Genomic DNA, 23,799 nt, shown 5'->3' on the forward strand with positions numbered 1-23,799 from the left:
GATGCTCGGGGCAAGCCCGAGCATGACGGAAGAGGACTTTGTAATCAATCTGAGGGCCCGGCAAACACCGGGCCTTTTCCATGGAGCGAAGCGCAAGACACCTATCGCGAACGTCACTTCTCCAGCGTCGCCACCACCTCGACATGTGATGACCAGAGAAACTGGTCGATCGGCGTGACCGAGGTGATCCGGTAACCGGCATCGACAAGAATGCGCAGGTCGCGCACCAGCGTCACCGGATTGCAGGAGACGGCGATAATTTTCCTTGCGCCGCAGCGGGCGATTTCCTTCGCCTGGGCTTCGGCGCCGGCTCGCGGCGGGTCGAAGACGATGGCGTCGTAGGCCTTCAGCTCCGAGGCCATCATCGGGCGGCGGTAGAGATCGCGTTTCTCGACCGTGACCGGCTTCAGGCCTTGTGTGTTGCGGGCGGCAAGATCGAGCGCCTTCAGCGCCTTGTCCTCGCCTTCGACGGCGTGGACGCGGGCTTTCCTGGCAATCCGCAGCGAGAAGGTGCCGGAACCGGCAAAAAGGTCGGCGACACGTTTGGCCTTGCCGAGATGCGCCATCACCAGTTCCGCCATCGCATCCTCAGCCGGCTTTGTCGCCTGGGTGAAGCTTCCGGGCGGCGGCGCGACGGAAACGCCGCCGAAATCGATGACGGGCTTGACCGGCTCGACCAGGATTTCGCCGTTAAGGCTGAGACGGGCCACGCCCCTTTGGCTCAGAACAGTTTCGACCGCCATGCGCCGCTGCCGGTCGTCCATTTTCTTGATGCCGTCGAAAGCAAGGTCGAGGCCGGAGAGTGTTTCCAGCACCGTGATGCGGAACGGCTCGGCGTTGACAGCCATGGCAGCGGCGATCGTCCGGATGGTTGCGAGCCGCGACACGATGCCGGGGCTTGCGATGGGACATTCGGAAATCGAGACGATGTGATGGCTTTCTGCCTGGTTGTAGCCGAGCAGCAGTTCCTTTTCGGTCTGCCGCGCCGTGAACACGGTCCGCCGCCGTTCACCGGGATGGGCAAGCACCAGCGGTGCAACCTCGGCCTGCAGCGCCTTGGATTTCAGCGCGTCGACGACCAACTGCCGCTTGAAGTACTGGTAGAGGCTGTCGCTGGCGTGCTGCAGGCTGCAGCCGCCGCAGGCGCCGTTTTCGCCGTCCGGGCCGAAATGCCGACACTTCGGTTCGACGCGATCCGGCGAGAGATCGGACATCGACATCACCGTGCCCCTGTCCCTGTTGATCGCGAGCGCGACCGTTTCGCCCGGCAGCGTGAAGGACACGTAGACGGGGCCGAAGGGGCCGCGGGTCACGCCGTCGCCGGACATGCCGAGCTTCTCGATGGTCAGTGTCTCGGTGCTCATTCGACTTTATCCAGGCGGGCGTCTGCGTCGATGGGCTTGCGGCCGGCCAGAAGATATTCCTCGTTGCCGTCGCCGCCGGAGATCGGAGAGGGGATGAGGCCGAGGCTGTCCCAGCCCATCTCCTCGATGAGCCAGCGCTCCAGCTCGGCGGCAACGGCGGGCGCGCTGTCCGGATCCTTGAGCAGGCCCGCCTTGCTGACGGCCTCGCGGCCGGCCTCGAACTGCGGCTTGACGAGAAGGATGCAATGGGCGCCGGGCTCGGCAAGGTCGAGCGCCGGCGGCAGGGCAAGCTTCAGCGAGATGAAGGAAACGTCGGAGACGACGAAGGAAATGGCATGGCCCTCGAGATGGTCCTCGTCCAGCACCCGGGCATTCAGCCCCTCGATGTTAGTGACGCGCGGATCGGCCTCCAGCCGCGGATGAAATTGGCCGTGGCCGACGTCGATCGAGATCACATGCGCCGCGCCGTTGTGGAGCAGGACTTCCGTGAAGCCGCCGGTCGAGGCGCCTATGTCGAGACAGTCCAGCCCTTCCGGCGACAGCTTGAAATGCTCGAGGCCGGCCTTCAGCTTCAGGGCGGCGCGCGAAACATAGGGCTGGACGGGATCGTCGATGGCGATCGTCACGTCCTCGGGGAACGTGGAGCTCGGTTTTGTGACCGTGCGGCCGTTGACGGTGACGGTGCCGCGCTGGATCGCATCGCGGGCCCGCGAACGGCTGGCGACAAGCCCCAGGTTCAAGAGCAGCTGGTCAAGGCGGACGGTGGTTTTCGGTTCGTTTGACATGGCCTCCTCATGGCGCGTCAAGGCCGGTCTGGCAAGGCTTATGGAGAACTCCAGATTAAATAATACAGCGTCGAGGATGGGCCTTGCGTTGGCGAAAGGTGGAAATCGAGTTGTGCCGATGCCAGCCGGTGGCCGTTCCAATGCTGTGCGATGCACGTACAAACGGCGAATTGAAGTCCGCTTACGGTGCAACTCGACGCCATCGGCAAGGCAGCCGAGGTGGAAAACGCAGAGATGGCTGCGCGCACCGGGACGCTTGCCGCTGCCGCGGTGCTCGCGGCGATCCTGGTTCTGGCGCTGACGGTCTATCTGGTCGGCCGCTCGATCTCCAAACCGATCGTCGCGACGACGCGGTCCATGACCGGGCTTGCCGATGGCGATGTGACATCCGGGATTCCCTATGTGGGGCGCAAGGATGAGATCGGAGAAATGGCCGGCGCCGTCGAGGTTTTCCGGCAAGCAGCGATCGCCAACCGCCGTCTCGAAGAGGAGGCAGCAGCCGCCCGTGCACGGTCCGAAGCCGATGGCATCCGCTTGCGTAAAGAGGCCGAAGATGCAGCGCAGGCGCGCCTGCAGCAAGCCACCTCAGGTCTTGCGGCCGGCCTGCGTCGGCTCGCCAGCGGTGATCTCGCTTTCCAGCTCACCGAAGCTTTCGCTCCCGATTTCGAACCGTTGCGTCACGATCTCAACGCCGCGGTCAATCAATTGGGCAACACGCTTTCCGCCGTTACCCAATCGGCGGGTGCTATCGACAACGGCACCCGTGAGATCAGCTCCAGTTCGGACGACCTGTCGCGTCGCACCGAGCAGCAGGCAGCTTCGCTCGAGGAGACCGCTGCAGCACTCGACCAGATCACCGTCAACGTCGCCAATTCCTCCAAACGCGCCGACGAAGCACGCACCGTCGCGATTCAGGCGAATGCCAGTGCCGCCCAGTCGGGTGCTGTCGTCGCCAATGCCGTCGATGCCATGCGCCGTATCGAGGAATCCTCCAGCCAGATCTCCAACATCATCGGTGTCATCGATGAAATCGCCTTCCAGACCAATCTTCTGGCACTCAATGCCGGGGTGGAAGCCGCGCGGGCCGGGGAGGCGGGCAAGGGCTTCGCCGTGGTGGCGCAGGAAGTGCGCGAACTGGCCCAGCGTTCCGCCAGGGCGGCGAAAGAAATCAAGGAACTGATCCGCAATTCGAGTATCGAAGTCGAGGGCGGCGTCAAGCTGGTGCGCGAAACCGGCGATGCGCTGAAGACCATCGAAACCTATATCGTGACGATCAACCAGCATATGGACGCCATCGCCACCTCGGCGCGCGAACAGTCGGCCGGCCTGGCTGAAGTCAACACCGCGGTCAACCAGATGGATCAGGTGACCCAGCAGAACGCCGCGATGGTGGAAGAGACGAACGCGGCGAGCGCGACGCTCGCCAACGAGGCAGGTCGCTTGCGCGACATGATCTCCCAATTCGTGCTGGATACCGGCAGTTCAGCAAACACGCTGGCCGGCGACAAGCGCCGGGCCGCGTGAGCGGTTGAAAAACCTGCATCACCAAAGGCCTTCGGCCAACGCAAGCCGGCAGGCTCGGCGAATTAGCCCGCCGCCCCGACGCCGATTTCCTTCTGGCCGAGAGCGCGGAACACCGTCGAGACGATCCCGGCCCGGTCGAGGCCGGCCTTGGCATACATGGCCTCGGGCTTGGCCTGTTCCATCCAGATATCCGGCAAAACCATCGGCCGGATCTTCAGGCCATTGTCGAGCAGGCCCTCATGCGCGAGGAATTGCAGCACGTGACTGCCGAAGCCGCCGACGGCGCCTTCCTCGATGGTGATCAGTACCTCGTGATGCCGCGCCAGCTGGCGAATCAGGTCATGGTCGAGCGGCTTGGCAAACCGGGCATCGACAACTGTCGTGGACAGTCCTGCCGCGTCGAGGTCTTCGGCGGCGATGAGACAGTCGGCAAGGCGAGTGCCGAAGGAAAGCAGCGCGACCTTGGAGCCCTGCTTCATCACCCGGCCCTTGCCGATTTCGAGAATCCGGCCACGCTCGGGCATCTCGACACCGATGCCTTCGCCGCGCGGATAGCGGAACGAGATCGGCCCCTGATCATAGGCGGCCGCGGTGCGCACCATATGCTTCAACTCCGCCTCGTCGGCGGCCGCCATGACGACGAAGCCGGGCAGGGCAGCGAGATAGGTGGTGTCGAACGAGCCCGCATGCGTCGGCCCGTCGGCGCCGACGAAGCCGGCGCGGTCGATCGGAAAGCGAACCGGCAATCCCTGAATAGCCACGTCGTGCACGACCTGGTCGTAGCCCCGCTGCAGGAAGGTCGAATAGAGCGCGGCAAACGGTTTGTAGCCTTCTGAGGCAAGACCGGCCGCAAAGGTCACTGCATGCTGTTCCGCTATGCCGACATCGAAACAGCGGGAGGGATGCGCCAGCGCGAATTTGTCCAGGCCGGTGCCGGAGGGCATTGCGGCGGTGATGGCGACGATCTTGTCGTCATAGCCTGCTTCCTGCGTCAGCGCCTCGGCGAAGACCGAGGTATAGGAAGGGGCATTCGGCTTGGCCTTGGCCTGCGCGCCGGTGATGACGTCGAAGGTGTTGACGCCGTGGTACTTGTCGGCGGCAGCCTCCGCCGGCGGATAACCCTTGCCCTTCTGCGTCACCACATGGATCAGCACCGGCCCCTTGGAGTTGTCGCGGACGTTGCGCAGCACCGGCAGCAGATGGTCGAAGGAATGACCGTCGATCGGACCGATGTGATAGAAGCCCATCTCCTCGAACAGTGTGCCGCCGGTCACGTAACCGCGCGCGTGCTCGACGGCGCGGGTAATCGCCCGGTCCACCGACTTGCCGAGATAGGCCGTCAGTTTCTTGCCGAGTTCGCGGAAGCCCATATAGGTGCGGCCGGAGGCGAGGCGCGCCAGATAGGCACTCATCGCGCCTGTCGGTGGGGCGATCGACATGTCGTTGTCGTTGAGGATGACGATGAGGCGCGCATCGAGCGCGCCGGCATTGTTCAGCGCCTCATAGGCCATGCCGGCGGACATGGCGCCGTCGCCGATCACGGCAATGACGTTGCGCGGTTCGCCGGAAAGATCGGCTGCGACCGCCATGCCGAGGCCGGCGGAGATCGAGGTCGAGGAATGGGCGGCGCCGAAGGGATCGTATTCGCTCTCGGCCCGGCGGGTGAAGCCGGAAAGGCCGTTTTCCTGGCGCAGCGTGCGGATGCGGTCGCGGCGGCCGGTCAGGATCTTGTGCGGATAACACTGGTGGCCGACATCGAAGATCAGCCGGTCGTGCGGCGTGTCGAAGACCTTGTGGATGGCGATCGTCAGTTCGACCACGCCGAGGCCTGCGCCCAGATGCCCGCCGGTGCGCGATACCGCGTCGACCATTTCGGCGCGCAATTCGCTTGCCAGTTGCGGTAGGTCCTTGTCGTCGATCTTCTTCAGATCATCGGGATAGGTCACCTGATCGAGAAGAGGGGTCGCCGGCATGGGGTTGACTGGCAGTTGTGTCACGCTGAAAGGCCTTCGTTCCCGCGGCTCGTCGAAGTGCCGCGATATCAAATGTGGGTGTCCGCAGGAACCCACGTCTTTAAACGGAATCGTTATGGATTGCAAAAACGGGTTTTCTTGCGGCGCAAACAAGGAGTTTAACGAATATTACCGTTCCGGCAAAGGGATAAACTCCTGGCTGTCCCCGGGCACGATGTCGAAGCGGCCGGTGCGCCATTCTTCCTTGGCCTGTTCGATCCGCTCCTTCGAGGAGGAAACGAAGTTCCACCAGATATGTCGGGCCGAGCCCAGCGCCGCGCCGCCGAACAGCATGACGTGACAGCCCATCGGGCCGGCCGTGACGGTAATCGGGTCGCCGGCGCGGAACACCAGAAGCTGGTTGTCTGAGAAATGATCGCCGGCAATGATCGCCTCGCCTTCGAGGATATAGAGCGCGCGCTCCTCCCAGTCTGCCCCGAACGGCGCGCTCTTGCCCGGCTCGATTTTCAGGTCGACATAGATCGTGTCGGAAAACACCGAGACCGGTGACCGCATGCCCTCGAACGTGCCGATGACGACGCGGCCTTCCATGCCGTCATGGTTGAAGGACGGCAGGTCGCGCTTTTCGGTATGCGTGAAAATCGGATCTATCTCCTCGTATTGATCGGGCAGCGCCAGCCATGTCTGCAGCCCGGAGATCGACTGAGGTTTGCCGCGCAGGTTTTCCGGCGAGCGTTCCGAATGGACGATCCCGCGCCCGGCCGTCATCAGGTTGAGGTCGCCCGGCTCGATGACCATTTCCGTGCCGAGGCTGTCGCGATGCTTGATCTCGCCGTCGAAGAGATAGGTTACGGTGGAGAGCCCGATATGCGGATGCGGTCGCACGTCGAGCGCCTCGCCGGCCCTGAGCAGCGCCGGGCCCATGCGGTCGAAGAAGATGAACGGCCCGACCAGCCGGCGCTTTGTCGTCGGCAGGGCACGGCGCACCTCAAGATTGCCGATGTCGCTGGTGCGCGGAATGATCAGATGCTCGATCGCATCGCACGCCGGCGCATCACCGGCGAGGGGGTCTGGTCCGGGAAAGAAGGACATGGCAATTCATCCTGTGGCTCGAACTTTCACCCAAGGTAGCCCTTGCCATGGCATTTGAATAGATTGCCAGGAGGAACAGTTTTTCGCTGCAGAGAAGACAAGCAGCGGCCACCTTACTCCCCGTCGAGCGGCTCAACCCCTAGCGGCTTGCCGGCCCGGTCGAGCCTGATCTTCTCGATGCGGTTTTCGGCGGCGCTGAGCAGCGCTTCGCAATGTTTCTTCAGCGCCTCGCCGCGCTCGTAGATTTCGATCGACCTGTCGAGGGCGACGTCGCCGCGCTCGAGCGCGGAGACGATCGCTTCCAGTTCCTCGACGGCCTTTTCGAAGGAGAGGGAGGAAACGTCGATCGCAGCGGTTTGCGGGGCGGTGGTCATGGTCATCCTCTCATCAGGCGATAGATGTGGGTGCCGGCCGATTCGGCCAGGCCCTGGAGATCGTAGCCGCCTTCGAGCAGGCTGACGATGCGATTGTTGGCGGTCTTGCCGGCGGCGTCGAGCAGCCGCCCGGTCGCCCAGTCGAAATCGTCGGCGACCAGATTGATCTGCGCCAGCGGGTCGCGGTGATGGGCATCGAAGCCGGCGGAGATCAGGATGAAATCCGGGCGGAATTCTTCAAGTGCGGGAAGCACGCGCGACTTGAAGGCCTCGCGGAAATGGTCGCTTCCAGTGTCGGGCGACAGCGGCGCATTGACGATGTTGCCTGCCCCCGTCTCGGACTTGGCGCCGGTACCGGGATAAAGGGGCATCTGATGGGTCGAGCAGAACAGCACCGACGGATCGTCCCAGAAGATGTCCTGCGTGCCGTTGCCGTGATGCACGTCCCAGTCGACGATGGCGACCCGTTCGGCACCATGCCGTCGCTGCGCATGACGGGCGGCGATGGCGATGGTGTTGAAGAAGCAAAAGCCCATCGCCTGGTTTTTCTCGGCATGGTGGCCGGGCGGGCGGGCGGCGACAAAGGCATTGTCGGCCTTGCCGGAAAACACCGCATCGACTGCGGCAACCGCGCCGCCAATGCCGGTCAGTGCCGCCTGCAGGCTCGCAGGGCTGGCATAGGTATCGGCCTCGATGGCATTGATGCCTTCCTCGGGCATGGCGGACATCACCGCGCGCAGATGCTCTTCCGGATGGGCAAGCAGCACCAGATCTTCATTGCCCTGCGGCGCCTCAAGCCGCGAGAGCGACGAAAACCGCTCGTGCTCCAGCGCCAGATTGAGCGCCTTCAGCCGGTCGGGCCGTTCCGGGTGACCTTCCGGAACCTGATGTTCCAGAAAGATCGGGTTTTCGAACAGGATGGTAGTCATGGCGCAAACCTATGGCTTCGTAGGGGCAAGGTCCATGGCATAGGTAGGGCGGTTGCCGCGTTTTCAACAGCGGGGGCCCGGCAAATGCCTCGCTGCCCGCTGGAGGGACTGCCGCAGGCGGGTCAGGTGCGGTGTGGCAGCAGGGGATAGCCGACGAGGACCGCGCGGGCGGCAAGCGCCGCGATGCCGGCCTTCAGAAGGTCGCCGGGAATGAAGGCAAGCGAGCCTGTCGCAACGTCGGTGAGCGGCGCGCCGGTCGTCATGCTCACCCATGGCATGCCGATGGCGTAGAGCACCACGATACCGCCGACGACGGAGGCGATGAAAAAGGCAGCGAACTGACCGATATCGTTCTGCCCGTCCTTCACCAGCCGTTCGGCGATGAGCCCGGTGACGTAGGTGGCGACGATCCAGCCGAGGATGAAGCCGCCGGTCGGCCCCTGGATGATGGCAAGGCCACCCCTGCCGCCGGAAAGGACGGGCAGGCCGGCGGCCACGAGCAGCACGAAGAGGACATAGGCGAGCGCGCCACGCTTGGCCCCGATGATGCAGCCGGCCAGCATCACGCCCATAGATTGGGCCGTGATCGGCACGGGAATGAAGCCGAGCGTGATGGGTGGGATTAACCCGAGAACCACGGTGATCGCAGTGAAAAGGGCAACAAGCACAAGGTCTCTGGTGTTCATGACGGGTCCTTTGTCCATTAGAACCTTGGATTTAAAGCGGCTTTTCCCCCAAGGGAAGCCGGTAGCGCTACAAAAGCACGCAAATCAATTGTTCCGGTCGCTCCGGGGCCGGCGAAAGCCGCGCGCGTCGATCGCCATGGCGATCGTATCGGCATCCTTGAGCGTCAGGATGATCAGCGGTGCAAGGATCGTCAACGGCCGCACCTTCAGGCCGCGGGCCCGATGCGCATCGCGGATTGCCTGGTAGTGGTTGAAGATATCGGGCACGAAACGCAGCACGAGGCCGAAGGCGAGGCCGACATCCGCGGCGCGCACCAGACCGAGCCGGTCGAGCGGCAGCAGCAGCCGGGTGATCTCGTCGATGAAGTCGCCGGTTGCGGTCGTCGCGGTCACGGCGCCTGCAAACAGCACAAGCGCCATCAGCCGGAAGAAGGCCTCCGTCGCCTCGCGGATCGAGGCGAGGTAAGCGGTCGCGATGAGCAGGATCACGATGGTGAAAAGGACCGGTTTCAGGCGTCTGAGGCCGTCGCGGGCCGGCAACCCGGTGGTGAAATAGATGCCGGCTGCGAGCAGGAAGGCAGGGACAAGCACGAAAAGGGACGAAACGAAATAGAGTGCGACGCCGAGAACGAGCAGGATGGCGAGCTTCGTGCGCACCGACATCCGGTGCAGCGGCGTGCTGCCCTCGACATTCAGCCCGTTCAGCATTCGGCCGCCTCGCGATAGGCACGGATCGTCTCCGGCGCCGGGCCGTCGCCGACGAGCTTGCCGTCGTGGAACCAAATCACGCGCTCGAAACGCTCGATCAGCGGCAGGTCGTGGCTGATGACGATGGCGTGCTCGTCGAGACCGGCGATGGTGTTTTCGATCAGCCGGCGATTCCTGAGATCCAGCTGGTTGGTCGGTTCGTCGAGGATGAGGATGCCGGGGCCGGTGACGACGACGCTGGAGATGGCGACGAGCTGCGTCTCGCCGCCCGAGAGTTCGTGGACCCGCCGCTTGGCCAGATGCGCAATGCCGAACCGGGCGAGCACGGCGGCCACACGGCGCTCGATCTCGTCGGTCTTCAGGCCGCGATTCTTCAGGCCGAAAGCGATGTCCTCCTGCACGATCGGCATGATGATCTGGTGCTGCGGGTTCTGGAAGATGAAGCCGGCGGCCGCCAGGACCGCACCCTCATCGCGCACCGTGTCGAGCCCATTGACGGAAACGCTGCCGGTCGTCGGCTTGACGAGGCCGTTGATCAGGCGCGCAAACGTGGTTTTTCCGGATCCGTTGAGGCCGATGATGCCGATGCGCCGCTCGGTGAGCGTCAGGGTCAGAGGCTGGAGAACCGTGCGCTCGCCAAAGCTGACGGATGCGCCGGAAAAGCGTATGTCCAATCCGCGTCCCCCGCTTGTCGATAGGCCAGGCTCTATAAGACGAAATCCTGTCCGTTGAAAAGAGGTGTTCCGCCAGGACTTGAACAAAGTGTGAACATTTGCCTACATTGTCCGCATGGCGATTCCCGTTTCAAACCGCGATGCGCGGCGCATTTTCCTGAACAAGCAAGGCCTGGCGGCGGCGCCGCACCGGGCGCTCGGCAAACATGGCCTGCTCGATCTCATTCACGATATCGGCTTCGTGCAGGTGGACAGCATCTCGACCGTCGAGCGCGCTCATCACCAGATACTCTTCTCGCGCAACCAGACCTACCGGCCCGAACACCTGGCGGCATTGATCGAGAAGGATCGGGCGCTGTTCGAGCACTGGACGCATGATGCCTCGATCATTCCTTCGGCCTTTTTTCCCTATTGGAAGCATCGCTTCGTGCGGCGCGAGGCCAAGATTCGCGAGAACTGGCGCAAATGGCAGGGAGAGGGCTTTGATCAGGTCTTCGAGGAAACCTATGAGCGGATCAGGGCGAACGGCCCGGTCATGGCGCGCGAGGTGAAGGCCGAGGATCACAAGTCGGGCGGCTGGTGGAACTGGCATCCGTCGAAGACGGCGCTCGAATTCCTCTGGCATACCGGCAAACTCTCGATAGCAGCCCGCAACAATTTCCAGAAGATCTATGACCTGACCGAGCGGGTGATTCCGAAGGAGCATTACGAGGCCGAGGTCGATCATGACACCTTCGTCGACTGGGCCTGCCGCCAGGCGCTGAAGCGGCTCGGCTTTGCCACCTCCGGCGAGATCGCCGCCTTTTTCGACCTGGTGACGCCGCAGGAAGCCAGGCAATGGGTGGAAAGCCATCGCGATGAACTGGAGGAGGTTGCGATCGAAACGGCCGACGGCAAGCCGCGCGCGTCCTTCGCCCTTGCCGATGGGCTCGAGGCGCTGTGCGCTCCGCCGGAACCACCGGCACGCCTGCGGGTGCTTAGTCCCTTCGATCCGCTGATCCGCGACCGCAACCGAACCGAACGCCTCTTCGGCTTTTACTATCGCATCGAAGTTTTCGTTCCCGAACCCAAGCGTGAATACGGCTACTATGTCTTCCCGCTGCTCGAAGGCGATCGTCTCGTCGGCCGCATCGACATGAAGGCCGACCGCAAGGCAGGCACGCTCGACGTCAAGCGTGTCTGGTGGGAGAGGGGCGTGCGGACGTCCTCGGGCCGGATTGAGCGGCTGGAGGCTGAACTGGCACGGGTGGCGAAGTTCGCAGGCGTGGAGCGCGTTGTGCATCTCGATGGGTGGGACGGCGAGGCCCGCTGAGCGCACGGAACGGCCGTTCCGGCCCGTGCGCTCCGCTTCACTCCGGAAACTGCAGCCAAATCCATTAGTCTGACGGGGCGCCATGAACCAAGCCATTGCACTAATTGCGATTGTCGTTCGCGACTATGACGAGGCGATCGACTTTTACGTCAACAAATTGGGGTTCACGCTGGTCGAGGACACCTATCAGCCGGAGCAGGACAAGCGCTGGGTTGTCGTCAGGCCCGCGGGCGAGGGCAGCACCTCGTTGCTTCTTGCACGGGCTTCCTCGGCTCATCAGGAAACGTTCATCGGCAACCAGGCCGGCGGCCGGGTATTCTTGTTCTTGCAGACCGACGATTTCAGCAGGGACTACGCGGCCATGCGCCAAGCCGGCATCCGATTTGCGCGCGAGCCGAAGCACGCCCCCTACGGCATTGTCGCCGTATTCGAGGACCTCTACGGAAATCTCTGGGATCTCGTGCAGTTCACGGATGGACGGTAGGGGTGCAGGAGGTCGATGCTGCGCGGCGCGGGGCTATCGTTTCCAAACCGCTACGCGCGTGACGCTGCTTGACAGTCCAAGTCATAGGGCGTTCCGTGAAGCGACGTGGCGGATTTCGGCACGCCTGGTGGATGTCGGACGTTCACGTCGCAGGAGGGAGGATGCAATGCCGACAATTCTTGCCTACCACAACATCACAAAAGGCGCCGAACATTGGCTCAAATCGCCAAAGCGCAAAGAGTTATTTGGTCCACTGGGCGTCACCAACATTCGAACATTCGTTGACGTACAGGACCCGACACGGGTTGCCGTTCTGATGGATGTCCCGGACATGGACGTCGTCAAGAAAGCCCTGGAGAGCCCGGCAGCCGCTGAAGCGATGGCTTATGATGGCGTGGTGCCGGAGTCCCTCGTGATCCTCGTCGAATCCTGAGTTTGGTTGCTCGGCAATTCGATCTCGCAGGATAATGCAGCACGCGGTGCAGGTGAGTTCGCGGCTGCCCTGGGACCGGCAGAAGTCCGAGCACCGACGCTACTCGTTAGAAGGCCGCACAGAAGCGCGCCGTCACGGTTAAAAGACACCGGCACGAACAACCGGTGCCCCTTTGCCGCGCGCCTAGAGGATCTCCGTCGCGGCGATCTGGATTCCAAAGCCCTCGAGACCGACATAGTGGCGTTCGCGCGACGAGATCAGCTTGATCGAGGTGATCCCTAGATCCTTGAGGATCTGCGCGCCCAGCCCGATTTCCAGCCATTCGCTTTCACGCGCCTGCGCCTCGTCATGGCCTTCGCGGTCGTGTTTTCCCTTGCGGGCGGTCTGAGACGCGCCGACGCCGACGGAGCCCTCGCTGACGCCGTCGCGGATGTGGCCGAAGACCACTGCGAGATGCTGCATCGGGTCCCACCGGAGCGAATAGGCATGCGCCTTGGCCTTGCCATGGGGCGTATCGACTTCGAAGTGAATACCGGCTCCGCATAAAGAATTATAGCTCAGTGTAAAAGTTGATATTGTTCATCAGTTTTCGCAGGAATTCTCCGAAATTTTCCGCATATATAACGTCCAAATGTGGATGGTAGACCTTGCTACCCTCATTTTTTCGGAAAACCAAAACTGCATTCGCACTAATATAGAAAAATGGAATTTCATTATCCGCGATGAAATCAGGATATACGTCCCATTCTGCTGAATTCTTCCGAAGAATTTCAGATATTTCTGTAGTATTTAAGAACGAGTTATCATTAAATTCGTTAAAATTTCCATGTATGTCTCTTCTTATGCGTCCATCTCCTGCAAAAATTAGAAACTTTATATATAAATCAGGTATTATATTTCCGAATTCCGATTCAAATTTACTGATATCATTCTCATCTATTCGAGTGAGAAAGTTTGGAGAAGTATGATCATCATTCTCTGATTTCTCATGTGCATATTGTCTATACCAATTCAGGACATTTGCGTCGAAGTCGTTTTCCATCTGAATCACCTTTTATTTCCCGCCGAAGAGACTACCAAGGAAATCCCGTAGTGAACTAAGCGCGCCCCCTGGTTTATGGACGCCGCCTTGATGGTTTCCAGCTCCAACCGGTGTCATATTCCACCAAGTATTTTTGCCGCCATCGTTAAGCTGGCGAATGTGGTGAGCATCATAGAAGCCCCCGACTGCGGTGCCTTTGCGGCCGAGACCATTTTCGATATCTTCCTTCGTATATCTAGGCCACGATTTACCTGTGTGTTTTTCCCATTCTGCCTGCAGCGAAGCGCGGCGATTTATCCAATCTTTTCTTGCTGTGTCTAACCTTTGTCCAGTTACACTTCCCGCAGGCGTTTTGTTTGTTCGGATGTCGTCGGCAAGATATTGCCGCTGCTCGTAACCGATCGCAATGCCACTTTTTTGCTCCAAGTCATTTAGATATTCGCGAACGGGAGCCAGAGGATGGCCAATAATAGCCGCTCCCGCCGCGGTAGCTGCCAACCCTCTAATGCCGGGGTCGCCTAAGTTCGGACTGACCTCATGAATTTGTATGTCTTGATCATTTATACTGGGGTGTGAGTCCATAAAGTCAGGGATATTGTCCCCGTCCAGGTCTGCAGGATCGAGCGGCGGGCCGCCATTATGACCCATCTGATGGCCGTTCGGATCACTCTTATTGATCGGGTCGTTGCCGGAATAGGCATAGCGGTTGGTGCCAACACCGTCGACGGTCGGGTCCCAAGTATCTGGCTGAATAAACCGCGCACTGGCCGCCGAACCGAACGAAACGGACACCATGCTGCAAATCAGCAGGAGGCTAAGAATGCGTGTCAAAAAACCATTGAAAAAGCATTTCATCAACACATTCCCCTCGGCTTAAATTATCACTCGTCTGGCAATCCTGCGGTGGCCACTCAGGCTTCCGCTATGGCAATGAGTCGTTCTGTTGAATTCAATCAAAGGTAGTCGCATGGAGCGAATGCAGTCAATGACATGGAAGGCGTCATCTCAGCTCTTGGGACGGCGATCTGGCTTTCAGCGCGCGCCGTGCAGCCTGCATGGCCTGTGTCAGCACGACGAAAGCCACCGACCGCGCAACGACCGATGGCTGTCATTGTCTACGATTCCTGATCGCTGGCCGGCCTACAAGATTTCCGTCGCGGCGATCTGGATTCCAAAACCCTCGAGGCCGACATAGTGGCGTTCGCGCGACGAGATCAGTTTGATCGAGGTGATGCCGAGATCTTTGAGGATCTGTGCGCCAAGGCCGATTTCCAGCCATTCGCTTTCGCGCGCCTGCGCCTCGTCATGGCCCTCGCGGTCATGGTTGCCCTTGCGCGCGGTGTGCGAAACGCCGACGCCGACGGAGCCCTCGCGCAGGTAGACGATGACGCCGCGGCCCTGTTCGGCCATGCGTTTCATGATCGCGTCGAGCTGGCAATCCCTGCCGAAGACATCCGCTGCCACGTTCTCCAGATGCAGTCGCACCGGAATGTCGACGCCGTCGCGGATGTCGCCGAAAACCACGGCAAGATGCTGCATCGGATCCCAGGGCAGCGAATAGGCATGGGCCTTGGCCTTGCCATAGGGCGTATCGACTTCGAAGCTCGCCTCGAGCTGGATCAATGTTTCCTTGCGCTGGCGGTAGGCGATCAGGTCGGCGACGGAAACCTGCTTCAGGCCGTGCTGCTCGGCGAAACTCGCCACCTGCGGGCCGCGCATCACGGTGCCGTCGTCATTGACCAGCTCGCAGATCACGCCGACCGGCGGCAGGCTGGCCAGCCTGCAGAGATCGACGGCGGCTTCCGTATGGCCCGAGCGCATCAGCACGCCGCCCTGACGGGCAACCAGCGGGAAAATATGGCCGGGGCGAACGAAATCGGCCGGGCCGACATTCGGATTGGCGAGATTGCGCACCGTCAGCGTCCGGTCGTCGGCGGAGATGCCGGTGGTCGTGCCATGCTTGAAATCGACGGTCACGGTAAAGGCCGTCGTATGGGCCGAATCGTTCTCGGCCACCATGGCGTTGAGATTGAGGCGCTTGGCCTCTTCCCGCGGCATCGGCGCGCAGACGATGCCGGAGGTGTGGCGGACGATGAAGGCCATCTTTTCCGACGTGCAATGGACGGCAGCGACGATCAGGTCACCTTCGTTCTCGCGGCCGTCATCGTCGGTGACGACGACGATCTCGCCGGCCTCGAAGGCCCGGATGGCATCGGCAACGCGCTTCTGGTCAAAAGGCATGGCAGTCTTCCTTGGATGGTTGCTTGAGGCGCCCGGTCATTTCAGCCGGCCGGTCTGGCCGCGGTCGCGCAGGTAGTGATCGGCGATCGTGCAGGCAAGCATGGCCTCGCCGATCGGAACGGCACGGATGCCGACACAGGGGTCGTGACGGCCCTTGGTGCGGACATCGACATTGTTGCCGTCCGCATCGATCGACTGGCGCTGGGTGAGAATCGACGAGGTCGGCTTGATCGCGAAGCGGGCGATGACCGGCTGGCCGGTCGAAATGCCGCCGAGGATGCCGCCCGCATGGTTCGAAAGAAAGATCGGCGTGCCGTCATTGCCCATGCGCATTTCATCGGCATTTTCCTCGCCGGTGATTTCTGCGGCACCGAAACCGTTGCCGATCTCGACACCCTTGACGGCGTTGATCGACATGAGGTTGGCGGCGATGTCCTGGTCGAGCTTGGCATAGATCGGCGCGCCGATGCCGGCCGGGACGCCCTCGGCGATCACTTCGACGACGGCGCCGACCGAAGAGCCGGCCTTGCGGATGCCGTCGAGGTATTCCTCCCAGACGGGTACGATAGCCGGGTCGGGTGCGAAGAAGGGGTTGTTGCCGACCTCGTTCCAGTCCCAGTTGTCGCGGTTGATCTTGTGCTTGCCGATCTGCACCAATGCGCCGCGCACCAGAAGCCCGGGCACCACCTTGCGTGCGAGCCCCCCGGCTGCGACGCGCGCCGCCGTCTCGCGGGCCGAGGAGCGGCCGCCGCCGCGATAGTCGCGGATGCCGTATTTGACGTCGTAGGTGTAGTCGGCGTGTCCCGGCCGGTAGCTCTTGGCGATCTCGGAATAATCCTTGGAGCGCTGGTCGGTATTCTCGATCATCATCGAAACCGGCGTGCCGGTGGTGATCATCGTCTCGCCGTCGGCATCCAGCATCACGCCGGAGAGCACCTTGACGAGATCGTCCTCGCGGCGTTGGGTGACGAAGCGCGACTGGCCGGGCTTGCGCTTGTCGAGCCAGGCCTGCAGTTCGGAGAGCGTGAAGCGGATCCCGGGAGGGCAGCCGTCTACGACGCAGCCGAGCGCCGGCCCATGGCTCTCGCCCCAGGTGGTGACGCGGAAAAGGTGACCAAAAGTATTGTGCGACATGTGCAGAACCGATGTGTGAGCCGCCGGCGCTTCCGCAGCGACATTTCATTCGGCCGTGACTATTAGTGGGAAAATGCCCGAAAGGGAAAACCTTTCTGGCAGAATATGGCAATTGGCGGGGTGAACAGTGCGTCGTGCCATTGAATAGCTGGTCAGGAGGCCAGTTGCAGGGCCTCGTTGGCGGCAAAGGCGACGAATTTGTCGAAAGTCAGCGGCTTGGAGAAGGCATAGCCCTGCAAGAGATCGCAGCCGAGCAGGCCCAGCATCTCCGCATGCGCCATGGTTTCGACGCCTTCCGCCACCGTCTCGATGCCGAGCGAGCGACCGATCTCGATGATCGACCGGATCAGCGCCTGCTCCTTGCGTGCCGTCAGGATCGGGGCAACGAGCTGCCGGTCGATCTTCAGCCGCTTCGGCTTGATCTTCAAAAGGCTGACGATCGAGGTGTGGCCGGTGCCGAAATCGTCGATCTCGATGTCGATGCCGAGTTTCTTGATGCCCTCGATGTTGGCCGTAACGGTGTCGTCGCTTTCGTCGAGGAAAATCGATTCCACCAGTTCAAAGGAGAGCTGGCCGGGCGAGAAGGAAAGCCCCTTGAGCGAATTCAACAGCGTGTCGTCGCTCAACCGCTTGGCCGAGACGTTGACGGAGATCTTCGGGACGCTGATGCCCGCCGCCGCCCAGCGCATGCCGTCGATCAGCGCCCGGTCAAGGACGATCCGGTCGAGCGTGGCGACGACGTTGAGCTCCTCGGCAATGCCAAGGAACTTGTCGGGGGTAAGCACGCCGTCACGCGGATGATTCCAGCGGATCAGCGCCTCCACACCGGAAAGCCTCAGAGTGCCGGCCTCGAATTGGGGCTGGTACCAGGTGACGAACTGGTTCTTCTCGATGCCTTCGAGGATCTCGTCGGCGATGCGCTTGGTGGTGATGATTTCCGCCTGAAGGGCTTCGGTGAAGAATTCGCAGCGGTTGCGGCCGTTTTCCTTGGCCCGGTAGAGCGCGATATCGGCGTTGACCAGAAGCTGGCGCTCGTCGATCGCCAGGTCGCCGGCCACCGCAATGCCGATCGAGACGCCGAAGCGGCAGGGGAAGCCGTTGTAATCGACCGGCTGGCGCATTTCCGCGATGATGCGCTCCGAAAGATGGGTGAGGGAGCTCTTGCCTGGCGGGTCCGTGACCAGCACGACGAACTCGTCGCCACCGATGCGGGCGACCATGTCGCCGGGCCGAACGTTGGCGCGCAGGATTTCCGAGGCATGCACCAGCATCGCATCGCCTGCCGCATGGCCGAGCGTGTCGTTGATCTGCTTGAAACGATCAAGATCGATATGCAGGATGGCGATGTTCCGCAAGCCGTCCTTGCGTGCTCCCGACAGCGTTTCCAGCGCCTTGTCGAGCATGCGGCGGTTGCCGAGACCGGTGAGTGGATCATGCAGTGCGTTGTGCTCGATGCGGTCCTTGGCCTCCGCAAGCTCGCCGTTTTTGGCTTCCGCCAATGCCTTGGCCGAGCGCAGCTGTTCCGTCATCAACACGTCGTCCGTGACGTCCCAGCTGATGCCGGTAATCTTGGCCTTGCCGTCGGCGCCGGTATGGGTGGAGCCGACATTGCGCACATGGCGGACGCCGCCGTCAGGCATCACGACGCGATACTGCGAGCGATATTCCAGATCCTCGTCCAGCGCCTTGAACAGGGTCAGCGAGGCTGCGGTGATGTCGTCGGGATGAACCGTCTGCCGCCAATCGGTGAAGCTTGGTCCGCCATCGCGTGGCGGCATGCCGTGCAGGTGATACATCCGCTTGTCCCAGGAACGCTGCTGCGTGTCGAGATCGATCTCCCAGATGCCGATATTGGAGGATTCGAGCGCCAGATTGAGCCGGTGCGACACGGTGAGAAGTTCCCGTTCGCGCGATCGCAACTTGGCAATGTTGCGCTGGCGCTCATTGACAAGGCTGCCGGTCAGCAGGATCGGAACGATGGCGATAGCGGCAGCGATGAGAACGGCGATGTCCAGCCAACTGCTGTTGCCCGGCTCCTGCGTCCAGCCACTGGCCGGGATGGCCGCAAGTTCCCAGGTGCCGCCGGGAAGGTCGAGCTGTCGGATGACCGGCTCCTTCTCGAAGATGTCAGTGTCGCCGAAAAAGGCATCCTGAATATTGTTTTTCACCGAGACGTCGCGGATGGCGAGCTGGATATCCGTATGCCGGTGCCCGCGGCTGGCTTCATCTTCGGGGTTGCCATCATGAAAGAGCCGCGCGTTGCGATAGATCTCCTTCTCGTCGATGACGGCTTCCATGAAACCCCAGAAGGCCACCGTTTCATTGCTCTTCGTGAAGACGGGAGAGAAGAGGTTGAAGCCAGTGCGACCGTTCGGCAGCCTCACCGGGCCGGCAATGACCGGCTTCGCCTTCGATTGAGCGCGATCGACGGCGACCCTCGAGGATCGGAATTTCTTGAAATCCGTACCGATCATCCGCTCGTTTCCGATGAGCGGGAATGTCATGCGGATGACGGCGTCGGGCGCGGCGCTGACGCGCACGATCTGGGGATTCTGCAGGAGCAACTTGGTCGCCAACTGGTCGAAAACCGGTTGCGGCATGTCAGGGGCGACGGAGATGTTATTGGCAAAGCCGCGAAGGGCGGTGATGTTGTTGTTGATCTCGCTCTGTAGCCGGGTGGCGATCAGGTTGAGCTCGCTCTCGACGTTGCTCTTCAGTTCGCTTTGGAAGTTTTGACGATTCTGCTCTTTGAAGAAATAGCCGCCCGTGAAGACGACGGCAGCAGCGATGACCGCGGGAAAAAGCGACGGCCTCGCCAGCCTCGCAAGCGTCCAGGCGCGGTGACGGATTGTAGCGCTATTAGCCAACGTTCAAGAACCCCATATTCCCCGGGGCACACGGTAGCCATGGAGTCTTAAGATTGGCTTTAGCTGCTGATCCTGCTATCAAATCGCCCATTGGCGGATAAGTGGGGTACGTTGATCAGGCCTGGTCGATCGAGACCGGGTAAACTTTTCAAAGTCACGGCAGCGGGCGATTTTCGCCACAATCAGGGATCAGACAAGGGGGAATACGAATTGAATGAATCACTGAAGAGGGCAAGACCGATGCGTTTCATCGTTGCTACATTGATGGCCGCAGCCAGTTTCCTTTCGCCGCTCGCCGCATTTGCCGAAAGTGCGGATGTCGAAGCTGTGATCACCAGCGTCGATACCGACAAGCTGAGCCTTTCCCTGGATGACGGCAAGAGCTACCAGGCGCCTGAGGAATTCAATTTCGATGGTCTGAAAGAAGGCGTCAAGGTTCTGGTGTTCTACACCGAGGTGGATGGCAAGCGCGTCATCAACGATCTGGAAATTATTCAGTAGTGTCGGTTGCTGCCGCCGTGATCGGACGCCTTCGCCGCGAGAGCTGAGGTCTCCTCACAGCCAGCCGATCGAACCGTTCTCGATCTTCAAAATTCTGTCCTGGGGAATGGCGCCAAGGGCAGCTTCCTCGGCGTCCATGGCACCACACAGCTTGAACAGTGTGCGGATGACGCCGCCATGGCTGACGCAGATCGTCGGGGCCGAAACACTGGAAAACCAGGCGCCGACGCGCCAGGAGAGGATCTCGTAGCTCTCGGCGTCCGGCCCTGGTGGAATGAAATCCCATTTCGACAGTTCGCGCTCGGCGACGCGCTCTGGCATTTCCAGTTCCAGCTCCGCCAGCGTATAGCCTTCCCAGTCGCCGAAGGAGACTTCTTTCAGCCTGTCGTCCGTGCGGTAGCCGGAACGGGGAAGGCCCATGGCTTCCCGCGCCAGTTCCATGGTCTCGCGGGTGCGATGGAGCGGGCTTGCGACGAAATCGAAATTGCCGGCGTCCTTGCCCAGAAGTGCCAGAAGCGCACGGCCATTGCCGCTCGCCTGCCGCCTGCCGGTGTCGTTGAGGGGAATGTCCTTCTGGCCCTGGAGGCGGATCTGCGCATTCCAGTCGGTTTGTCCGTGACGGATCATGTAGATGAGCACGGATCAGCTCCGGGGCAGGGGTATGCAACCTTACTGGGTAGCCGGGGCTCGATGTTCATGCAGAGCCCCGGAGTTATTTCGCGTCGCGTCAGTCTTTGATGACGGAGATGTCAGGCGCATCGACGGCCTTCATGCCCACGACGTGATAGCCGCTGTCGGCGTGATGCACTTCGCCGGTCACCGAACGGGAAAGATCGGAAAGCATGTAGAGACCGACGTCGCCCACTTCCTCGATGGTGACGGTACGCCGCAGCGGTGCGTTGTATTCGTTCCACTTGAGGATGTAGCGGAAGTCGCCAATGCCCGAAGCGGCCAGCGTCTTGATCGGGCCTGCGGAAATCGCGTTGACGCGAATGTTCTTCGGGCCGAGGTCGACGGCTAGGTACTTGACGCTGGCCTCGAGCGCTGCCTTGGCAACGCCCATGACGTTGTAGTTCGGCATGACCTTCTCGGCGCCGTAATAGGTCAGCGTCAGCATCGAGCCGCCATCCGTCATCAGCTTTTCGGCGCGGCGTGCGACCGAGGTGAAGGAATAGACGGAGATCTGCATCGTCTTGGCGAAGTTTTCAGCCGACGTGTCGACGTAGCGGCCCGTCAGTTCGTCCTTGTCGGAAAAGCCGATCGCGTGAACGAGAAAGTCGATCTTGCCCCAGGTCTTTTCGAGTTCGTCGAAGACTGCGTCTATGGTGGCTTCGTCGCTCACGTCGCAATGGCCCGCCAGGATACCGCCAACTTCGGCGACAAGCGGCTCCACCCGCTTCTTCAGCGCTTCGCCCTGATAGGTGAACGCGATCTCGCCACCCTGGGCGTGGATTGCCCTTGCGATGCCCCATGCGATCGACCGGTTGTTTGCGACCCCCATGATAAGGCCGCGTTTACCCTTCATCAGACCGGATGCTTGCGACATGATGTTAATGTCCCCAATATAGCCTCTGTTTCCGCCAGCCGTTGCTGGTTTGGAAATTCCGCATCGTTAAACCTGCCGGAACCGCGCGCCGCTTCGTGATCGCGCCGGTCCTGAATTTTTCGAGCATTGGCTATGGCATAGCCGCCATTGTGGTTCAAGCGTGGTGCGGATCAGGAACTGTTAGTCCCGGTAATAATGGGTCAGCGTCCACCGGGATTGTCGTAAAAGCGTTACAAATACAGTCCGTTGCGCAGGCTGCGCATGAGATCGGTAACTTTTTCGTCTGGCTTTTCCCACAACATAAGTCGCAGCTCGACCAGCAAATCGCCGCGTTTTCCATCTGCAGACGGAAGTCCATGGCCTTCGAGGCGGATGACGTGGTCGGAGCCGGACCAGGCCGGAACGGTCACCTTGACCGGCCCCGTCAGCGTTTCCACCGTGGTCTCGCAGCCGAGCACGGCGTCCTGGATGTTTACCGGCAGCGTTGTGCGCAGGTCGATGCCATCCGGGCGGAAAACGGTGTCCTGGGCAATGCGGACGGTCACGACGACGTCGCCGCGCAGCATGCCGTTCAGGCGGTAGCCCTGTTCCTTGAGGCGAATGACGCTGCCATCGGTGGTGCCGACCGGCAGTGTGACCTTCAGGGTCTGGCCGTCGGGCAGCGTTGCCGTCGCCTTTTCGCGGCGAAAAATATCCTCGACCGAGACGGTGACGTCGCAAAAGATTTCCGGCACTTTGTCGGCGGTCTTGTTGGCCACGCCGCGAATGCGCCGGACGATGGCCGAGACCAGTTCGGCGGCAGGCGCCGCAGCGCGGGGAAAACCGCCGAACCCTGCCGGTTTTTCCGGCGTTTCTTCTTTCGCTTCCGGACCGGTGCCTAGTTCCGATGCAGCCTCGACTTTTGGCTCCGCTTTCGCTTTCCCTTCCGTGTTCGGCCCGGCCTTGGATTGCGGTGCGGCCGCGGCCGGCTTCCGGTCCTGGGATCTCGGTTCCTGCGGCTTGGCGGTCTCCTGCGGCTTGACGCGATTGTCAGCACCGAAGATGCGCGAAATCATGTCCTCGGCCGTTTCCGGATCGACGGTTTCGTCCTCGGTGGCGCCGCGGCTCTTGCGCTTCATCTCTTCCATGCGGCGCAGTTCCGCCTCGCGGCGCGCATAGTCGTAACGATTGCGCAGTTTGGGATCCCTCAACACCTCGTAGGCGCGGCCGGCTTCGGCAAAGCGCTGGGTGGCCAGCGGATCGTCCTTGTTCTGGTCGGGATGCACGGCCTTCGCCACCGCCCGCCATGCGGCCTTGATCTCGTCCGGTCCGGCATTGCGTCTCACGCCGAGCACTGAATAGGGATCACGCATGCATGTCACCGTTCTTGAGGGCCGAGGCACCGCATCCAGCGGTTCGTTTTCAGCCTGTTGAAACAACGAGGAACCGCGTCGCTCCGGGCGCGCTCCCGATGGTTGCGATGATGAGAAGCCGCTGCTTAAATATCAGTTAGCCAGCCGGTCGGAATGACGATACGCATGCCCGGTCGAACGGCTTTGTCGAAGCGTGGTTAATGGCAGGTAGCGGAAAATCGTGGTTTTGGCTCAGCGCGTCGTCGTAAAGTGCGACGTCCTAGCTGCGCGGGCCGAAACTGGTGAGGTACCATTCGCCGGTTCCGAGCATGCAGGTCTGGCCGTTGAAATTGGCGATGCCCTGGTAGGAGTGACGGGTCGTGGTGAAATTGCGGCAGATGGTGCCGTTCACCTCTTCCTCGGCAATATTGCTGATGACGCCGGCGCTGCCGGAGCGCGAATTCGCCCAGGGGATCGGGTTTCCGGTCATCTTCGTCACATCGGCTGAGGAGACGGCATTGCGCACGGTAATGGCATCGGCGTTGTCCTCCTCGTTGCTCGGCTGAGGCACGGAACCGGTAGCAACGGTCCTGTCGACATCGGAGGAGCCGGCAAGACCAAGACCGGAACCCATGCATCCCGACAAGGCGCCGGCGGCGAGACACAGGGCGGCCATTCCCGTCAATCGGGAGAAAACCTTTGTGTCCTTGATCCACTTTGCTATGTCTTGCACGGCATACCTGTCAGACTCCAAAGAGCAGCTTCGAGGTCCACGGACACATCGGCAGGCTCTGACATT

Annotated in this window: 22 protein-coding genes and 2 pseudogenes; 5 read left to right on the forward strand and 19 right to left on the reverse strand. The window is 61.5% G+C overall.

Annotated elements, in window-relative coordinates; genetic code table 11:
• Positions 1-113 precede the first annotated feature (113 nt).
• Complete coding sequence (locus JNB71_RS11625) at positions 114-1,364, reverse strand: class I SAM-dependent RNA methyltransferase (RefSeq protein WP_220371932.1); 1,251 nt, start codon at positions 1,362-1,364, stop codon at positions 114-116.
• Positions 1,361-2,149 carry a TlyA family RNA methyltransferase gene (locus JNB71_RS11630; protein ID WP_220371933.1) on the reverse strand — a complete coding sequence of 263 codons (789 nt, stop codon included), beginning with the start codon at positions 2,147-2,149 and terminating at the stop codon, positions 1,361-1,363. Before JNB71_RS11630 ends, JNB71_RS11625 begins: the two co-directional genes overlap by 4 nt.
• Before the next feature lie 186 nt (positions 2,150-2,335).
• Here JNB71_RS11630 and JNB71_RS11635 point away from each other — a divergent pair.
• Positions 2,336-3,673, forward strand: a pseudogene (locus tag JNB71_RS11635) (methyl-accepting chemotaxis protein); the annotation flags it as partial.
• A gap of 62 nt (positions 3,674-3,735) precedes the next feature.
• Here JNB71_RS11635 and dxs read toward each other — a convergent pair.
• From dxs to JNB71_RS11670, 7 genes are all read right to left on the reverse strand, one after another.
• Positions 3,736-5,646, reverse strand: coding sequence for a 1-deoxy-D-xylulose-5-phosphate synthase (dxs, locus tag JNB71_RS11640; protein ID WP_220372253.1), 1,911 nt, complete (start codon positions 5,644-5,646; stop codon positions 3,736-3,738).
• Between the two features lie 168 nt (positions 5,647-5,814).
• Positions 5,815-6,738, reverse strand: a complete 924-nt coding sequence (locus JNB71_RS11645; RefSeq protein WP_220371934.1) for a pirin family protein — start codon at positions 6,736-6,738, stop codon at positions 5,815-5,817.
• 113 nt (positions 6,739-6,851) lie between these two features.
• Positions 6,852-7,112: an exodeoxyribonuclease VII small subunit gene (locus tag JNB71_RS11650; RefSeq protein WP_220371935.1), complete on the reverse strand. Its 261-nt coding sequence runs from the start codon at positions 7,110-7,112 to the stop codon at positions 6,852-6,854.
• 2 nt (positions 7,113-7,114) lie between these two features.
• On the reverse strand, positions 7,115-8,041 hold the full coding sequence (locus tag JNB71_RS11655; RefSeq protein ID WP_220371936.1) for a histone deacetylase family protein: 927 nt from the start codon (positions 8,039-8,041) through the stop codon (positions 7,115-7,117).
• A 122-nt stretch (positions 8,042-8,163) separates the two neighbouring features.
• Positions 8,164-8,727: a biotin transporter BioY gene (locus JNB71_RS11660; protein WP_220371937.1), complete on the reverse strand. Its 564-nt coding sequence runs from the start codon at positions 8,725-8,727 to the stop codon at positions 8,164-8,166.
• Between the two features lie 84 nt (positions 8,728-8,811).
• Positions 8,812-9,435: an energy-coupling factor transporter transmembrane component T family protein gene (locus tag JNB71_RS11665; protein WP_220371938.1), complete on the reverse strand. Its 624-nt coding sequence runs from the start codon at positions 9,433-9,435 to the stop codon at positions 8,812-8,814.
• The gene (locus JNB71_RS11670) at positions 9,429-10,109 is read right to left on the reverse strand and encodes an energy-coupling factor ABC transporter ATP-binding protein (protein ID WP_220371939.1); all 681 of its coding nucleotides are present in this window, start codon (positions 10,107-10,109) and stop codon (positions 9,429-9,431) included. Before JNB71_RS11670 ends, JNB71_RS11665 begins: the two co-directional genes overlap by 7 nt.
• 115 nt (positions 10,110-10,224) lie before the next feature.
• Between JNB71_RS11670 and JNB71_RS11675 the strand changes: the two genes are divergently transcribed.
• The 3 genes from JNB71_RS11675 (at position 10,225) to JNB71_RS11685 (ending at position 12,338) form a co-directional block, all read left to right on the forward strand.
• Complete coding sequence (locus JNB71_RS11675) at positions 10,225-11,421, forward strand: winged helix-turn-helix domain-containing protein (RefSeq protein WP_220371940.1); 1,197 nt, start codon at positions 10,225-10,227, stop codon at positions 11,419-11,421.
• A gap of 82 nt (positions 11,422-11,503) precedes the next feature.
• Positions 11,504-11,905: a VOC family protein gene (locus tag JNB71_RS11680; RefSeq protein ID WP_220371941.1), complete on the forward strand. Its 402-nt coding sequence runs from the start codon at positions 11,504-11,506 to the stop codon at positions 11,903-11,905.
• A 166-nt stretch (positions 11,906-12,071) separates the two neighbouring features.
• The gene (locus JNB71_RS11685; protein WP_220371942.1) at positions 12,072-12,338 is read left to right on the forward strand and encodes a hypothetical protein; all 267 of its coding nucleotides are present in this window, start codon (positions 12,072-12,074) and stop codon (positions 12,336-12,338) included.
• 183 nt (positions 12,339-12,521) lie between these two features.
• Here JNB71_RS11685 and JNB71_RS11690 read toward each other — a convergent pair.
• The 6 genes and pseudogenes from JNB71_RS11690 to JNB71_RS11715 all read right to left on the reverse strand — a co-directional run.
• Positions 12,522-12,887, reverse strand: a pseudogene (locus JNB71_RS11690) (3,4-dihydroxy-2-butanone-4-phosphate synthase); the annotation flags it as partial.
• A gap of 1 nt (position 12,888) precedes the next feature.
• On the reverse strand, positions 12,889-13,380 hold the full coding sequence (locus tag JNB71_RS11695) for an SMI1/KNR4 family protein (RefSeq protein ID WP_220371943.1): 492 nt from the start codon (positions 13,378-13,380) through the stop codon (positions 12,889-12,891).
• Between the two features lie 12 nt (positions 13,381-13,392).
• A complete protein-coding gene (locus JNB71_RS11700; RefSeq protein ID WP_220371944.1) occupies positions 13,393-14,235 on the reverse strand; it encodes a hypothetical protein in 843 nt (280 codons plus the stop codon).
• A gap of 285 nt (positions 14,236-14,520) precedes the next feature.
• Positions 14,521-15,621 carry a 3,4-dihydroxy-2-butanone-4-phosphate synthase gene (ribB, locus tag JNB71_RS11705; protein WP_220371945.1) on the reverse strand — a complete coding sequence of 367 codons (1,101 nt, stop codon included), beginning with the start codon at positions 15,619-15,621 and terminating at the stop codon, positions 14,521-14,523.
• A gap of 36 nt (positions 15,622-15,657) precedes the next feature.
• On the reverse strand, positions 15,658-16,755 hold the full coding sequence (gene aroC, locus JNB71_RS11710; protein ID WP_220371946.1) for a chorismate synthase: 1,098 nt from the start codon (positions 16,753-16,755) through the stop codon (positions 15,658-15,660).
• A gap of 152 nt (positions 16,756-16,907) precedes the next feature.
• Positions 16,908-19,622 carry a bifunctional diguanylate cyclase/phosphodiesterase gene (locus tag JNB71_RS11715; RefSeq protein ID WP_220371947.1) on the reverse strand — a complete coding sequence of 905 codons (2,715 nt, stop codon included), beginning with the start codon at positions 19,620-19,622 and terminating at the stop codon, positions 16,908-16,910.
• A gap of 240 nt (positions 19,623-19,862) precedes the next feature.
• Between JNB71_RS11715 and JNB71_RS11720 the strand changes: the two genes are divergently transcribed.
• Positions 19,863-20,123 carry a DUF1344 domain-containing protein gene (locus JNB71_RS11720; protein ID WP_220371948.1) on the forward strand — a complete coding sequence of 87 codons (261 nt, stop codon included), beginning with the start codon at positions 19,863-19,865 and terminating at the stop codon, positions 20,121-20,123.
• A 54-nt stretch (positions 20,124-20,177) separates the two neighbouring features.
• On the opposite strand, the gene JNB71_RS11725 is transcribed toward JNB71_RS11720, so the two are convergent.
• From JNB71_RS11725 to JNB71_RS11740, 4 genes are all read right to left on the reverse strand, one after another.
• Positions 20,178-20,762, reverse strand: a complete 585-nt coding sequence (locus JNB71_RS11725; RefSeq protein WP_220371949.1) for a histidine phosphatase family protein — start codon at positions 20,760-20,762, stop codon at positions 20,178-20,180.
• Positions 20,763-20,850: 88 nt separating this feature from the next.
• Positions 20,851-21,669, reverse strand: coding sequence for an enoyl-ACP reductase FabI (fabI, locus tag JNB71_RS11730; protein ID WP_018330131.1), 819 nt, complete (start codon positions 21,667-21,669; stop codon positions 20,851-20,853).
• A gap of 230 nt (positions 21,670-21,899) precedes the next feature.
• On the reverse strand, positions 21,900-23,021 hold the full coding sequence (locus JNB71_RS11735) for a DnaJ C-terminal domain-containing protein (RefSeq protein WP_220371950.1): 1,122 nt from the start codon (positions 23,019-23,021) through the stop codon (positions 21,900-21,902).
• 259 nt (positions 23,022-23,280) lie between these two features.
• Complete coding sequence (locus JNB71_RS11740; RefSeq protein ID WP_220371951.1) at positions 23,281-23,733, reverse strand: RT0821/Lpp0805 family surface protein; 453 nt, start codon at positions 23,731-23,733, stop codon at positions 23,281-23,283.
• Positions 23,734-23,799 lie beyond the last annotated feature (66 nt).

It is taken from the genome of Rhizobium herbae (genome assembly GCF_019511375.1).
GTDB classification, from domain to species: domain Bacteria; phylum Pseudomonadota; class Alphaproteobacteria; order Rhizobiales; family Rhizobiaceae; genus Pararhizobium; species Pararhizobium herbae_A.

Excerpts from the sequence above, each read along its gene's own strand:
- JNB71_RS11625 (WP_220371932.1), bottom strand. The coding sequence starts at position 1,364 with ATGAGCACCGAGACACTGACCATCGAGAAGCTCGGCATGTCCGGCGAC.
- JNB71_RS11630 (WP_220371933.1), bottom strand. The coding sequence starts at position 2,149 with ATGTCAAACGAACCGAAAACCACCGTCCGCCTTGACCAGCTGCTCTTG.
- dxs (WP_220372253.1), bottom strand. The coding sequence starts at position 5,646 with ATGCCGGCGACCCCTCTTCTCGATCAGGTGACCTATCCCGATGATCTG.
- JNB71_RS11645 (WP_220371934.1), bottom strand. The coding sequence starts at position 6,738 with ATGTCCTTCTTTCCCGGACCAGACCCCCTCGCCGGTGATGCGCCGGCG.
- JNB71_RS11650 (WP_220371935.1), bottom strand. The coding sequence starts at position 7,112 with ATGACCACCGCCCCGCAAACCGCTGCGATCGACGTTTCCTCCCTCTCC.
- JNB71_RS11655 (WP_220371936.1), bottom strand. The coding sequence starts at position 8,041 with ATGACTACCATCCTGTTCGAAAACCCGATCTTTCTGGAACATCAGGTT.
- JNB71_RS11660 (WP_220371937.1), bottom strand. The coding sequence starts at position 8,727 with ATGAACACCAGAGACCTTGTGCTTGTTGCCCTTTTCACTGCGATCACC.
- JNB71_RS11665 (WP_220371938.1), bottom strand. The coding sequence starts at position 9,435 with ATGCTGAACGGGCTGAATGTCGAGGGCAGCACGCCGCTGCACCGGATG.
- JNB71_RS11675 (WP_220371940.1), top strand. The coding sequence starts at position 10,225 with ATGGCGATTCCCGTTTCAAACCGCGATGCGCGGCGCATTTTCCTGAAC.
- JNB71_RS11680 (WP_220371941.1), top strand. The coding sequence starts at position 11,504 with ATGAACCAAGCCATTGCACTAATTGCGATTGTCGTTCGCGACTATGAC.
- JNB71_RS11685 (WP_220371942.1), top strand. The coding sequence starts at position 12,072 with ATGCCGACAATTCTTGCCTACCACAACATCACAAAAGGCGCCGAACAT.
- JNB71_RS11695 (WP_220371943.1), bottom strand. The coding sequence starts at position 13,380 with ATGGAAAACGACTTCGACGCAAATGTCCTGAATTGGTATAGACAATAT.
- JNB71_RS11700 (WP_220371944.1), bottom strand. The coding sequence starts at position 14,235 with ATGAAATGCTTTTTCAATGGTTTTTTGACACGCATTCTTAGCCTCCTG.
- ribB (WP_220371945.1), bottom strand. The coding sequence starts at position 15,621 with ATGCCTTTTGACCAGAAGCGCGTTGCCGATGCCATCCGGGCCTTCGAG.
- aroC (WP_220371946.1), bottom strand. The coding sequence starts at position 16,755 with ATGTCGCACAATACTTTTGGTCACCTTTTCCGCGTCACCACCTGGGGC.
- JNB71_RS11720 (WP_220371948.1), top strand. The coding sequence starts at position 19,863 with ATGCGTTTCATCGTTGCTACATTGATGGCCGCAGCCAGTTTCCTTTCG.
- fabI (WP_018330131.1), bottom strand. The coding sequence starts at position 21,669 with ATGTCGCAAGCATCCGGTCTGATGAAGGGTAAACGCGGCCTTATCATG.
- JNB71_RS11735 (WP_220371950.1), bottom strand. The coding sequence starts at position 23,021 with ATGCGTGATCCCTATTCAGTGCTCGGCGTGAGACGCAATGCCGGACCG.